We start from the raw sequence: 14,087 nt of genomic DNA, 5'->3' as shown, positions 1-14,087 counted from the left end.
TGATTAAAAACGTGTCATTAATGCGATGATAAACCTGTTCTCTGATTTAACAAGGTCTGGTGTAAAAGACGCATCGGCGGGGATGTAAGAGTTTGGGTTGAACGATGTGGCCGGATTGGTTTGGTAGCCAGAAGGACTGGTAACACCACCATGGCCATTAAAATAAGGAACATTCATGAACCTGTGTACAAGTTCGAAACGCACGGTAAGGAACTGGTTGGGGTTATAATCTATACAAGATGATGCATCCCAGCCGGCCATTTTAGCACCCGGGGTTGATGCCGCCAGGAAAGAATCTGTAGCCTGGCCCGGAGGCACTAACGCCAGGTAGCGGCTTGGGTTACTCATAAAGCCGCCGCCAAGTGTCCATCCCCATTTCATATCCTTACCAAACCATAAGCGGTTGTATGCCATAGCGCTGATAAAGTTTGAGGCATTTTTACCAAAAGCAGAGTAAACTACGCCGCCCGGAGCTGTACCATTCTGGAAACCAAAATCGGCTGTGAGGGTAAATGCTGCGCGTTTTATACCTGATGTACTTTTATTTGCTGCATCAAAATATAAATGCTGAATAGAGTTATCTGTGTGATAACGTTTAACACCGGGTGCACCTGCCACATCCGTACCAAAGTAGTTGTTGCTCACGAACGAGAAAGTAGGGCTTGGCCTTGTATTAACCGAGAAGCCAATGCCGGGCATTTTATTAAACATGCCATAAGATTGCCATCCGTTGATGATCCATAACTCAACCTTGGTAGTTACCGATGGGAAAGCCTGAACCCTTATACCGTTAAAAAACCATGGTGTGTTGTCTGACGTGTAAGAAGGCTGATAACTCCAGTTTTCAAAGTTATTGTAGGAGTACATACCAATGTACGACATGAAGATACCCATATCTACGTTAATACCATGCCATGCATTAAAGTGGTAACCACCATAAGCCTCGCTTAAGTATCTGTAAGCATCAGGCAGGTCATACTGACCGCGGTAGCCACTATAGTCGTTACGTGGTACAACGGTTGAACGGGTACCAAACTGCGTCATGATACGGCCGCGTACATTGTCGTAATGAAAATCACCACCTATGCCTACGAACGATACTTCTGCTTCACCATTCCTGGCAAGTGCTGTAGAACCGGTAACCGTATTATCAATAGGGTTATGGTTAGAGCGGGTATAGTTCATGTCGAAGGTAAAGTCGCCCGTGAAATATTTATTATCCAGCAACTTTGATTTCTGGCGGTTTTGGCCGTTGATCCAGGAGAAATCGGCATAGTTTAAAGGTTCAGCATCTGCAGGGATCTCAAGTTTCTTTTTCGTCGAGTCTTTTTGCTCTGGTTTTGTTTCACTGGCCGTTTGAGCCATTGTGTTAATAGAAGCACAGGTAAGCGCAATTGTAAGTGCGGTAAAAAATTTTTTCATGTTTAATCGCTTAAATTTTAAATCTGTTAGTAGCGATAGATCAACTATCTGATGCGGGCTATGCTACGCAGATGCCAAACTTTAAGAGATGTGTTATTACACTGATTTTCAGTTAAATAATAATTATAAAATTCTAATTTATCGCCTTAAATTTTTTAGAATGAGAAAATATTTATCAGATTGAGAATCTTAGATGTGGTATTCTTCCATTTTGCGATAGAGGGTAGAAAGGCTTATACCAAGCAATTGAGCAGCCTCTTTTTTATTACCATTGGTTTGATAAAGGGCCTTACGAATGTACCGTGTCTCAAGGTCGTTTAAATCAAACGAATCACGCTGCTCTGCTAAAGTTTCCTCAAAAAAATCTGACGGTAATGATGCGGTTGTTAATTCCTCGCCGCTGTTGATGATCATTAAACGTTCCATCAGATTTCTTAGCTCGCGTATGTTACCCGGCCATAGATGTTCACTTAAACATTTCAACAAATTAGAGCTGATCTGCGGAACAGGCTTATTAAACAATACGGCAAATTGGTTCGCAAAATATTCAGTAAGGGCTTTAATGTCTTCACCCCGTTGGCGTAGTGGCGGCAGCTGTATAGTGTAAACCGCAAGCCGGTAATACAGGTCGAGCCGGAACTTACCGTTGATGGCCTCATTCTTAAGTTTCCTGTTAGTAGCCGCAATAATACGGGTGTTAACTTTGGTGGTACGCGCCTCGCCAACACGATTAAAAACTCCATTCTCCAATACACGCAGCAATTGAGCTTGCAGTTCCAGATTCATTTCCCCTATTTCATCCAGGAAAAGTATGCCTCCATCAGCCTCCTCAAAAAGCCCTTTCTTGTCTTTTAATGCGCCGGTGAAAGAGCCAGCCACATGGCCAAAGAGTTCGCTCTTTAACAGGTCGCCGGAAAACGAGCTGCAATTGACTGCCACAAAAGGTTTATCATGCCGCGGGCTGGCTTTATGCAGGGCTTGGGCAAATACCTCTTTGCCGGTGCCTGTCTCGCCCAAAAGTAATACAGTAGTGGTGGTTGCCGCAACCTGTTGGGCCATGGCTACGGCTTGTTTTGTTGCAGGAGAGTTGCCAATAATGTAATCGAAGGTATACTCTTGTGATATCTGCTTTTTCAGGGGCTTAGCCTGCATAACCAGCCTTGATTTTTCTGCTGCACTTTTAACAATGGGAACTATACGAGCGTTATCATCTCCTTTCATGATGTAATCGAAAGCGCCGTTTTTAACCGCCTTAACGCAGTCCTTTATAGAACCAAAGGCAGTTAGCACAACAACTTCCACCCTTTCAAACCGATCTTTTATTTTTTTTACCAGTTCAACTCCGCTTGCATCAGGTAGTTTCACGTCACTTATTACCACCGATACCTCATTTTCGCTAAGCAGCTTTAAACCAGCCGCAGCATTTGGCGCTTTATAAACATTAAACCCTTCATTTTCTATGATACGCGCAAGCAGGTCTCTAAACTTGCCCTCATCTTCTATTATTAAGATATTATCTGCCATCGCCCTCGCGCGCAGCTAAAAATATGCCTTGTTTTGTAAGCCGGCATAAACAGGCTGTTAGCGTATGATTTAACCTTTTTAGCAAAGTTGGCCAACAGCGTCACCTTATCATTTTGGGAAAATACTTTGTCAAAATGAAAAAGATGCTGCACTAAGCAACTCGGCCAAAACAGTAAAAAATTTCTTATTCTGCATTCGCAGGCCGTAATCCGGTCTGTGAGCCTAACGCGAAAGCTCTGGCACTGGCATTGTAAAGCCCGCCTATCACAAGTTCCGGGTAAATGACAATTAAAAATCTACTTCGCATAGGGTTTGGGGTGATCTTTACACTTACTGCCCTTATCTCGATACTTTCAGTACTGAATTTGAAAAAAATTGCTGAGGATGATAAAGCGATACTACGCGATAATTACGAGTCGCTCATTTTCGTAAAGAATATCAATGAAGCCCTTGATCTGCCAGATATACCAAATGATGTACAACAGGAAATAATTCAGCAAAACATCATCAACGAGAACAATAATATAACAGAACCGCACGAACAGGAATACGCCGACTCGCTGTTTGCAAACTTTATTGGGTTTAAAAAGTATAGCTACGATCCCTTAAAAAAAGCTGTTTACAGGGCGAGGATGAAAGCGGCCGTCTATCATATTTCCACGGTAAATTTGAAAGCTATATACCAGCGTAACGCTAAAGCCAATATCGATGCCAACAATGCGATGCTTAACATGAGTATACTGGGAGCAGTAAGTTTGCTGATCACGATTCTATTCCTTTTCAGGTTTCCCAACTATATCAGCCAGCCAATCAACAGGTTTATAAATGCATTTAGTGAGATCTCCCGAAAAAACTATGAGGTGAACGTTCATTTCCCTGATAATAGCGAGTTCCAAAGCCTGGGCCGGTCATTCAATGAAATGGTCACCAAACTGCGCGATTACGAGGATGGCAACCTGCAAAGCATAAAATTTGAACAACTACGCGTGGAAACCCTTGTGCAAAATGTTACCGACGCGATCATAGGATTTGATGAGCAAGAACGGATAATATTTGCCAACCCTATGGCAATTAAACTTTTAGCGGTCACGGAAGAAGAAATAAAAGGAAAGCAATTAAAAGAGATAGCACAATGGAACGAGGTTATATCTAAACTCATTCACTCAGAAAATGCTATTTATGACCTTAAGCTTGAACTGGACGGAGAGCAAACCTACTTTACGCGCGAATTTTTTGAGATACACCTGCCGGCTAATAAGAACGGACAAAGCAAAATAGGCCACTTTGTACTGCTTAAAAATATCACACGTTTTTATCACCTGGATGAAGCGAAGACCAATTTCATAGCAACCATATCCCACGAATTGAAAACCCCGATAGGCTCTATTAAAATGAGTACTGCGCTACTGCAGAACGACAGGTATGGGGCAATTACCGAATTTCAGAAAGAATTAATAGATAACATTGAGGAGGATAGTGACAGGCTGCTTAAAATAACTTCTGAACTGCTGGACATGGGGCAGGTGCAAACCGGCAAGTTGTTGCTGAACTTTACTGCTACAGACCCTATCAGTATTGTTAACTATGCTCAAAAAAGCGTAAGGTTGTTGGCAGAGCAAAAGGACATTGCCTTGAAGATAGACTGTCCGCAAGATCTACCACAGATATGGGCTGATCCGGACAAAACGGCGTGGGTGCTTATTAACCTGTTAACCAACGCCATAAAGTATAGTCCAAACAAAAGTACGATAGAATTAGCCGTTGCAAAAACTGCTGAGTACGTGCTTGAATTTTCTGTAAGAGACCATGGAGAGGGTATTAAAGAAAATTACTTATCCCGCTTATTTGAGCGCTATTTCAAAGTTCCGGGCGAAGATTCAAGGATATCAGGTACCGGGTTGGGGCTTGCAATAGCTAAGGATTTCATTACTGCCCAAAATGGCGAGATAAGGGTAAAAAGCAAGATCAATGAAGGTAGCCGCTTTTACTTTACACTACCTGTGCATCCGTACTGAGGATAGTACTTTAGTGCATTATTTTGTAAACCAGCTCTTTCATTAAGCCGCCGTGGTCTGTGTTTGAATCGAGGCCTTTGCTTTTGAGGTCGTACTCGCGGAGGCAGCTGATCACCTGGAAGGTTTTGGCGAGGTTGTAACCCCTGGCGGCCTGCTCGTAATCTTTTAAAAAGTACGGACTTACCCCTAATTCTTTAGCCGCATTAGCTTTATCTCTCACGTAGTGGTAGGCCAATACCTTACTGAAAAAGTTATTGAGGTTACCCAACACCAACACTATTGGGTTGGCTTTAGGGTTGGCCTCAAAATAATTTACGATCTGGTTAGCCTTGTAAGCATCTTTCCTGATCAGAGCTGACTGTAGTTCAAATACATTGTATTCTTTGCTGATGCCAATGTTATCCTGGACATCTTTTAACGAGATCTCTTGCCCCTGGGGGATATTAAGCATCAGTTTGTCGAGCTCGTTAGCGATCTTAGAAAGGTCATTACCTAAATACTCCGCCAGTATAGCACTTGCCTGCGGGGCAATTTTGTATTTTTTATCGTTCGAGTATTCCTCAATCCAACCGGGGATCTTATTGTCATACAAACCAGCTGATTCAAATACCAACCCATTCTTTTCTATTGCCTTAAACGTTTTCTTCCGTTTATCAAACTTTCCGTATTTGTAGCAAAAAACCAAAATGGTGCTGGGTAGTGGCGCCTCAAGATATGCCAATAATGGGTTGATGCTTTTCTTGTCGTCATCATCGCGGCCCCATTTCATATCCTGGGCCTCTTTAACAATCACCACCTGGTAATCGCTCATCATGGGGTAACGCTTGGCGGCATTTATGGCCGTCATCACGTCGGTATCTTTGCCGTACAAAATGGTTTGATTAAACCCTTTTTCGGCATCAGAAAGTACATTCCGTTCAATATAGTTACCTATCAGGTCTATATAATACGGTTCTTCGCCATGCAGCAGGTATAGCGGCTTAAATTTACTGTTCTTAAGATCTTTGATGATATCCTGCGCTGTAGCCATGGGTATGTCAAAAGTAAAAAGTAAATAGTAAAAAGGCATTACATTGTGGATAAAAGCCGGGAACTTTTGACTTTTAACTTTTTACTTTTGACTCGATGTTAATTCCGCTCAACCTTCCGCCATACCCTTTTAAGCTAACCGATGACAATGGCAAGCTGAGCATTTTTGATGAGTTGCGTAAAAAACAGATCATTCTTACACCCGAAGAATGGGTGAGGCAGCACTTTGTACAGTACCTTATTAAAGAAAAAGGTTATCCAAAAAGCTTAATAAAACTGGAAGGCGGCTTAAAACTCAACGGCCTATCCAAACGTACGGACATCGTAGTTTTCAACTCTGCCGGAGAAAGGGTACTGCTTGTAGAATGCAAAGCCCCATCGGTAAACATTACACAAGCTACGTTTAACCAAGCTGCCCGTTACAACATGGTGCACAAGGTTGCTTTAATGGCTGTAAGTAATGGTTTGCAGCACTATTACTGCAAAATTGAGCACGAGACAGACAGTTATAGATTTTTAGCAGAATTACCGGTATACAATACTATTTAACCGTGATAGCCACCAGGTTTTGGATCTTCTCCATCAGGTCATCCGGTTTGAACGGCTTGGCCACATAATCGTTCATGCCGGCGGCGGTAACCTGTTCTCTTATATCAAACAAAGCCGATGCAGTAAGGGCAATAATAGGAATGCCTGACTTAGCAGGATCGGTCATCTTACGGATCTCCCTTGAAGCATCAAATCCGTTCATAATCGGCATTTGCAAGTCCATCAAGATCACATCAAAATTACCGTATTGAACTATCTCTACCGCACGTTCGCCATTTTCAGCAATGGTTGGTATAATATTCCACTTTGAGAAAAGCTTTTTCATTAGCATTACGTTAACCGGATTGTCTTCGGCAACTAAAACACGTAAACCTGTAGGCTCCGATGGTAATGAGACAGGTTCCGAAACAGATGGCTGTTCACTATGTGATTGCCTTTCTGCAAAAACCTCAGTCGTTCTGGCACTCGGCGCCGCCTCCCTCGGTGGATTATAGGCTTCTGTAGATACGGGGAATTCCATATTGAATGAAAATTCAGATCCCTGCCCAAATACGCTGTTTACGCTCATCTGCAGGTTCTGCAACTCTAACAGGCGCTTTACTATCGCTAAACCTAAACCGGTACCCCCGTATTGGCGGGTAGTAGTTACCGATTCCTGAGTGAAGGGTTCAAATATGTTCTCTAAATTATCAGGCTTAATACCAATACCGGTGTCCTTTACAGAAAACCTTACTGTGATATTGTTGTGCCTGTCTTCAACACAGGTTACCCTCACCCAAATATTGCCTTGTGCCGTAAATTTTATGGCGTTGCTAACCAGGTTAAAGATTATCTGCGTTAAGCGCGTAGGGTCGCCAAAAACAAGCTTGCGGCGCAATGTACTATCAACATCAAGTTTAAAAAGCAATCCCTTCTCCTGCGCCTTAATGCTTTGCCCGCCACAGATGTTTTGCATCAGATCAACCAAGTTAAATTTGATCTGTTCAAACACGATCTTACCCGATTCTATCTTATTAAAATCAAGCACGTCATTCACAATGGCGAGCAGGTTATTGGCCGAGAACTTTAATATCTCCAGGTTTTCACTTTGATCTGCACGGGGATTATTCATCAACAGCAAGTTGCTCATACCTATCACCGCATTCAACGGCGTACGTATCTCATGTGACATGGTAGACAAAAACTCCGACTGCGCCTGTGATGATTTTTCTGCCTTTTCTATCGCCTTTTCAAATTTCACGTTTAAAGCGGCCTGCTGTTCGCCGGTATCCTTTAGCTGCTTAATATTGGCTATAAAAGTATTGTAAAAGTGGCTATTGATAAAGATGATAAGAATGAAGTTTACGCAGGCTGCTATAATATCCGTGGCTTCATCGGCACGTTCGGGTTTCCAGGCTATGTAGTAATTGTGGTCATACTTCATCACCATAAACAGCAACACCGGCAGCAGGTTAAGCAGCGAGTAAAACATCCCCCAGTTTTGCCCGAGCATGTAAAAGCTGAATACTATAATGAGAATGATGATCTGGATGGTGATAACGTTTACATCCTGGAGGATAACAAAAACGCTGGACAAGTTTATCAGCGTACCAATAATTAATGTTAAATGGGATATAATACGCCAGTGAGGCTTGAAAGTTAAATATTTAAATAAGGCTACAACTGCAATGAGCACACCGCCACAAGTAGCTGTCATCACCTTAAGGTTCTGCAGATAAACGCTAAGGAAGAGTGCACCAAGACCTACTATGGATAATAAAAACCCGTAGTATAGCATACGGATGCGAGCCTTGTCGAGAAACGACATCTCGTCCGTTATGATCTTATTTATTGAAAGATTAAAAAAATTCAAGGCCTGGCCGCGGTTAAGAAAACTAATATAACAAATAAAGCCTAATACGCAATAAGCTGCTATAGGTTACCTGTGCGGCTAAACATTACAATTAATTTGCCAATCCTTTTAAGTTTTCTTCAACAATCTTAAGCTTAGCCTCAGCATCAGCTTTCTTCTTACGCTCATTTTCAACTACTTCCGGCTTTGCATTTGACACAAAGCGCTCATTAGCCAGCTTGGCATCTACCGATCTTAAGAAACCTGTTAAATACTCTCTCTCCTTCTCCAATCGCTCTTTTTCGGCCTCTACGTCTATCTCAATATTCAACGTAACAAAGAACTCATCGGTGCCAGCTACAAAATTTGCAGCTCCGGCAATAGCCTCGTTCACAAAACCAAGCTCAGTTATATTGGCTATGTGTTTAATAATGGCGCTATATTGCTGATAATCAATGGCCGAATTTACCTTAACAGCAAGCGGCAATGTTTCTTTTGGTGATAAACCTTTGCTATTACGAATATTCCTAACCTGCGCAATTACCTGCTGCACCACGTCCATCTCCCCTACCAGTTGGGTATTAATCTCCCCGATTAATGGAAGTTGGGCAACAATGCAACACTCAAGCTCATCACGCTCACCAAAGATCTCATCGTGCCATAATTCCTCGGTAAGGAACGGCATGTATGGGTGAAGCACCTTAAGGATATTTTCAAAAAAACTAACAGTTGCGTTGTACGATGCTGTGTCAATTTTCTGCCTTTCAACATCCGTTTGGTATGGGGGTTTAACCATCTCCAGGTACGATGAGCAGAAGTCGTCCCAAACCAATTTGTAAGAAGCCATTAAAGCTTCTGATAAGCGGTACTGGCTAAAGTTCTCCTCGATCTCTACCAACGCCTGATTAAAGCGGCTCTGGAACCATTCGATAGCTACCGAATTATCCGCCTGGATGCTATCATCAGCTTCCCATCCTTTTACCAGTTTAAAAGCATTCCATATTTTGTTGCCGAAGGCACTACCCTGTTCACAATATTTCTCGTCAAACATCAGATCGTTACCTGCGGGCGAGCAAAGCAGCATGCCAACACGCACACCATCGGCACTGTACTTAGCCATCAGATCAAGCGGATCAGGAGAGTTCCCCAATGATTTTGACATTTTGCGGCCCAGCTTATCGCGAACGATACCTGTCAGATAAACGTTATTGAACGGCTTTTGCTGGCGTAGCTCATGGCCTGCCATGATCATACGTGCCACCCAAAAGAACAATATCTCCGGTGCTGTAACCAGGTCGTTTGTTGGGTAGTAATAGTTTATCTCGGGGTTATCAGGGTTACGTACACCATCAAAAACCGAGATTGGCCACAAGCCCGATGAGAACCACGTATCCAATACATCCTCGTCCTGGGTAAGGTCATCTATGGTATATGAAGCATTCAGTTTTTGCGCCTCTGCCAAAGCCAATTCTTTGGTTTTAGCTACCACATACTCACCGGTTGGCAGGTAGTAAGCCGGTATCTGTTGCCCCCACCACAACTGGCGACTGATATTCCAGTCGCGCACGTTCTCCATCCAGTGGCGGTAGGTGTTGATGAATTTCTCCGGGATAAGTTTTACATCGCCGTTTAAAACGTACGCCAAAGCAGGCTGTGCCAACTCTTTCATTTTACAGAACCACTGCATAGAAAGCTTTGGCTCAATAACTGCCGAGGTACGTTCTGATACGCCGATCTGCGAAATATTGTCTTCGGTTTTTACCAGTGCGCCGGCTTCCTCAAGCATTACAGCAATTTTCTTGCGGGCAGCAAAGCGATCTTCGCCGACCAATATCTGTGCTCTCTCGTTAAGCGTACCATCGTCATTTAAAATATCGATAACAGGCAGATTATGGCGCTGGCCAAGCTCGTAGTCATTTAAGTCATGTGCCGGTGTAACTTTCAAACAACCGGTACCAAAATCCATAGTCACATATTCATCTAATATGACTGTTATCTCGCGGTTAATAAGCGGGATGAAAACCGTTTTGCCATGAAGATGGGTATAACGCTCATCATTAGGATTGATACATATTGCAGCATCAGCCATTATAGTTTCAGGGCGAGTGGTGGCAATGGTTAAGTATTTAGTATCAAGTATCGAGTCGTTAGACTGATTTTCGTCTTGATTCTCGATACTTGCTACTTGATACTTGATATAATAAAGCTTCTGATTTACCTCTTTACGCAAAACCTCCTCATCGCTTACGGCTGTTTTGCCTTGCGGATCCCAGTTGATCATGCGTACACCACGGTAAATAAGGCCTTGCTTGTGGAGGTGAACAAAGTAGTCGATAACGGCTTCGCTCATGTCCTCATCCATAGTAAATTTGGTGCGGTCCCAATCGCATGAGGCGCCTAACTTCTTAAGTTGCTCCAATATGATACCGCCGTACTTGTTCTTCCAATCATAGGCATGGGCAAGGAACTGCTCGCGGGTAAGGTCTTTTTTGCTGATTCCCTGTTCCTTAAGCATGGCTACTACTTTTGCTTCAGTAGCGATGCTGGCATGGTCTGTACCCGGTACCCAGCAGGCATTCTTACCTTTCATGCGGGCACGGCGTATCAGCACGTCCTGTATGGTATTGTTAAGCATGTGACCCATGTGAAGCACGCCGGTAACGTTTGGCGGCGGTATAACAATGGTGTACGGCTCGCGCTCGTCTGGCACAGAACGGAAGAATTTTTTATCTAACCAATACTGGTACCATTTTTCTTCGGCTTCTGCAGGTGAATAGGTCTTTGCAATACTCATAGCCCGCAAAAATAACAAATCCGTTGGCAGCCGCCAACGGGAATAATTTTATTTGAAAACATCATTCCACCCAATTCTAAAAGTTGAGATAAACACTACTCATCATTCGCAGTTTCCACTCACTATCTTAGAAGCGTCATAAATAAATTTTCGCAACAATAATTTTACATACCGGCGTTTATAGCCTTATAAGCACATCAAAAAATGAGAACTTTGCCTGTAAACCGCTTTCTGGCAGCTATTATCAAGATGTCACGATTATCAGTGGTAATCAACTGGTTTAATCGATAAAGCCCCCCGTCCGCTTTGTAGTTGCCTTTGCGCGCATTAAATTTTTAACTTTAGCTTTTTACTGATTTAATTATGAAGTTAAAGTTTTCAAAATTGATGCTGGCAGGCGCGCTATGCATTTCGGCCAGCGTATACGCATCAAACGGCGATAAGCCTGTAAAAGGCAAAACAACAGCCGAACCGCCTAAGAAATTTATTGATCCTGCCAACATGGACCCGTCTGTTAAGCCGGGCGACGATTTTTTTGAGTACGCCAACGGCGGATGGCTAAAACAGAATGCAATACCTGCAAAGGAAACCCGCTGGGGAAGTTTTAATATCTTAAGACAAGACAATACCGACCGACTGCTAAGCTTACTTTCCGAAGTGAGTAAGAACCCTAAGCAGCCTAAAGGCAGCTTAAAACAACGTGTTGGAGACCTTTATGCCAGTGGCATGGATAGCCTGGCTATTGAGAAAAAAGGATACTCGCCAATAAAAGCCGATCTGCAAAGAATAGATAAGATCAGCGATTTAAATGGCGTTATCAATGAATTAGTTTACGAGCGTGTGAATGGTGTGGGCAGTCCGTTGTTTGGTTTTGGCGTTGGCCAGGACTCCAAACATGTAGATAATTACATTACCCAATTACGCCAGGGCGGCACCAGCCTACCGGATAGGGATAATTACTTAAAGGACGATGCACGTTCAAAAAAGATCCAGGACGCGCTAAAAACTTACATAACTACCTTATTTGCCTTAACCGGTACTCCGCAGGAAACGGCGGCCAAAAATGCTGCAACAGTTTTTGATATCGAGAAAAAACTGGCTGCATCTCAGTTGAGCCGTGTTGCCATGCGCGACCCTAACGTTACCTACAACAAATTTTCGGTTGCCGATTTCAGCAAAACAACCCCGCACCTTAATTGGGTTAAATTATTACCAATGATGAAGGTGACCGGGCAGGATACCATACTGGTTGGTCAACCCGCATTCTTTAAAGATATTGATGGCATGCTGGCTTCAACTTCTGTTGAAGACTGGAAAACCTATTTAAAATGGAATGTACTTAAAGGTGCGGCTTCATCATTAAGCTCGCCCTTTGTAAAAGCAAGCTTTGCTTACAGTAGCGCGCTAAGCGGCCAAAAAGTAGAAACCCCTCGCAACGAGCGCATGAGCGGCCTTGTTGATGGTAGCCTGGGCGAATTGCTTGGCCAGCTTTACGTAGAGAAATACTTTACACCTGCTGCCAAGAAGTACATGCTTGACCTGGTAAATAATTTGAAGATAACCCTTGGCGACCGCATTAAACGCCTCGACTGGATGAGTGATGCTACTAAAGCCAAAGCGTTAACCAAACTTAATGCTTTCACCGTTAAAATAGGTTACCCTGATAAATGGGAAACTTACAATGGCGTAGTGATCAACCGTAATGATTATGCGGGCAACCTTAAACGCCTTTCTATGTGGCGCTATAATTTTAACGTAACCCGCCTGGGCAAACCGGTTGATAAAACCCGTTGGGGTATGACACCACCTACGGTTAATGCATATTACAACCCAACCACAAATGAGATCGCATTCCCGGCAGGTATACTGCAGTTCCCGTTTTTTGATTTTAAGGCGGATGACGCGGTTAACTACGGGGGTATCGGTGCAGTTATCGGCCACGAAATGACCCACGGTTTTGACGACCAGGGACGCCAGTATGATGCCGACGGTACGCTTCGCGATTGGTGGACGAAAGAGGATGCCGATAAATTTAAAGTACGCGCTACACAGGTTGAGAACCAATACAATGCCTTTACGGTATTAGATACCATGCACGTGAACGGTAAACTTACCCTTGGTGAAAACCTTGCCGACCTTGGCGGTTTAAACATCGCTTACGAAGCATTTAAGAAAACAAAGCAAGGCCAGTCGAACAACAAAATAGATGGCTTTACGCCTGACCAGCGCTTCTTCTTATCATGGGCACAGGTTTGGAGAGGTTCACAACGCCCAGAGGCTGCTGCACAACGTATTTTGACAGACCCGCACTCACCGGAGCAGTTCCGTACCAATGCGCCTATTACCAATATGGATGCATGGTATGCTGCCTTTGATGTTAAACCCGGCGATAAAATGTTTAAGAAGCCTGAAGACAGGATAAAGGTGTGGTAATTTTAGAGATTAGAGATTAGAGCTTAGTCTTGCAAAGCCCGGCATACGCCGGGCTTTGCTTTTTTAAAAATATTTTCCAAATTTCAGTCTGATTAAGAGAATTTCAGAATCATGCCTCCTGATAATATTATAACTTTTGTCATCATGGTCTTGCTTATGTTTGCCTTTGTCGTTGCAGGAAATATCCTGTTGATTCATTTATTAATCAATAAGGCAATAAAATGTTATATCAAACCACTATTGGAATCAAAGGGCTGCATTTATGTGAATTATAAATGTCCAGGGTTATTCAGCCACGGAGACTTCAAATATTTCAATACAGGCTTCACCACTATGTCAGGATCAGGCAAAAATAGATTCACCATTTATGCATATATATTCTACACTGATAAAATTGAGAACACAAGTAAACGCAGTACAGCAAAAATTGATATTGCAGGTTTATCAGTCAAGAATATAGAATACAGTTCGGATATATAGCTTTAGCTTA

Annotated in this window: 8 protein-coding genes; 3 read left to right on the top strand and 5 right to left on the bottom strand. The window is 43.0% G+C overall.

All coding sequences use genetic code 11. The features are described 5' to 3' along the window. Positions 1-3 precede the first annotated feature (3 nt). Together INP83_RS09210 and INP83_RS09205 are read right to left on the bottom strand one after the other, a co-directional pair. Entirely contained in the window at positions 4-1,422 is a 1,419-nt protein-coding gene (locus INP83_RS09210) for an outer membrane beta-barrel protein (protein ID WP_219127175.1), read from the bottom strand. 189 nt (positions 1,423-1,611) lie between these two features. Further along, positions 1,612-2,946 (bottom strand): sigma-54 dependent transcriptional regulator, encoded by a 1,335-nt coding sequence (locus INP83_RS09205; RefSeq protein WP_219127174.1) that lies wholly within the window; start codon positions 2,944-2,946, stop codon positions 1,612-1,614. A 281-nt stretch (positions 2,947-3,227) separates the two neighbouring features. Between INP83_RS09205 and INP83_RS09200 the strand changes: the two genes are divergently transcribed. After that, a complete protein-coding gene (locus tag INP83_RS09200; protein ID WP_219127173.1) occupies positions 3,228-4,961 on the top strand; it encodes an ATP-binding protein in 1,734 nt (577 codons plus the stop codon). 10 nt (positions 4,962-4,971) lie between these two features. Here the strand turns inward: INP83_RS09200 and holA are convergent, their stop codons facing one another. Then, positions 4,972-6,030 carry a DNA polymerase III subunit delta gene (gene holA, locus INP83_RS09195; protein WP_255563284.1) on the bottom strand — a complete coding sequence of 353 codons (1,059 nt, stop codon included), beginning with the start codon at positions 6,028-6,030 and terminating at the stop codon, positions 4,972-4,974. Between the two features lie 56 nt (positions 6,031-6,086). Between holA and INP83_RS09190 the strand changes: the two genes are divergently transcribed. Next, positions 6,087-6,539, top strand: coding sequence for a type I restriction enzyme HsdR N-terminal domain-containing protein (locus tag INP83_RS09190; protein ID WP_219127172.1), 453 nt, complete (start codon positions 6,087-6,089; stop codon positions 6,537-6,539). On the opposite strand, the gene INP83_RS09185 is transcribed toward INP83_RS09190, so the two are convergent. Both INP83_RS09185 and INP83_RS09180 read right to left on the bottom strand, forming a co-directional pair. Then, positions 6,532-8,391, bottom strand: a complete 1,860-nt coding sequence (locus INP83_RS09185; RefSeq protein ID WP_219127171.1) for an ATP-binding protein — start codon at positions 8,389-8,391, stop codon at positions 6,532-6,534. The two genes, INP83_RS09190 and INP83_RS09185, sit on opposite strands and share 8 nt — an antisense overlap. 91 nt (positions 8,392-8,482) lie before the next feature. Further along, a complete protein-coding gene (locus tag INP83_RS09180; RefSeq protein WP_219127170.1) occupies positions 8,483-11,164 on the bottom strand; it encodes a valine--tRNA ligase in 2,682 nt (893 codons plus the stop codon). Positions 11,165-11,527: 363 nt separating this feature from the next. Here INP83_RS09180 and INP83_RS09175 point away from each other — a divergent pair, with 363 nt between their 5' ends. After that, positions 11,528-13,597, top strand: a complete 2,070-nt coding sequence (locus INP83_RS09175) for a M13 family metallopeptidase (protein ID WP_219127169.1) — start codon at positions 11,528-11,530, stop codon at positions 13,595-13,597. The last annotated feature ends 490 nt before the right edge of the window (positions 13,598-14,087 follow it).

This window comes from Mucilaginibacter sp. 21P (assembly GCF_019331605.1).
GTDB lineage: Bacteria > Bacteroidota > Bacteroidia > Sphingobacteriales > Sphingobacteriaceae > Mucilaginibacter > Mucilaginibacter achroorhodeus.
This window is presented reverse-complemented; position numbering and strand designations above follow the sequence as displayed.

Bases quoted from the DNA above. Each gene is read 5' to 3' on its own strand.
- INP83_RS09210 (WP_219127175.1), bottom strand. From the start codon at position 1,422: ATGAAAAAATTTTTTACCGCACTTACAATTGCGCTTACCTGTGCTTCT.
- INP83_RS09205 (WP_219127174.1), bottom strand. From the start codon at position 2,946: ATGGCAGATAATATCTTAATAATAGAAGATGAGGGCAAGTTTAGAGAC.
- INP83_RS09200 (WP_219127173.1), top strand. From the start codon at position 3,228: ATGACAATTAAAAATCTACTTCGCATAGGGTTTGGGGTGATCTTTACA.
- holA (WP_255563284.1), bottom strand. From the start codon at position 6,030: ATGCCTTTTTACTATTTACTTTTTACTTTTGACATACCCATGGCTACA.
- INP83_RS09190 (WP_219127172.1), top strand. From the start codon at position 6,087: ATGTTAATTCCGCTCAACCTTCCGCCATACCCTTTTAAGCTAACCGAT.
- INP83_RS09180 (WP_219127170.1), bottom strand. From the start codon at position 11,164: ATGAGTATTGCAAAGACCTATTCACCTGCAGAAGCCGAAGAAAAATGG.
- INP83_RS09175 (WP_219127169.1), top strand. From the start codon at position 11,528: ATGAAGTTAAAGTTTTCAAAATTGATGCTGGCAGGCGCGCTATGCATT.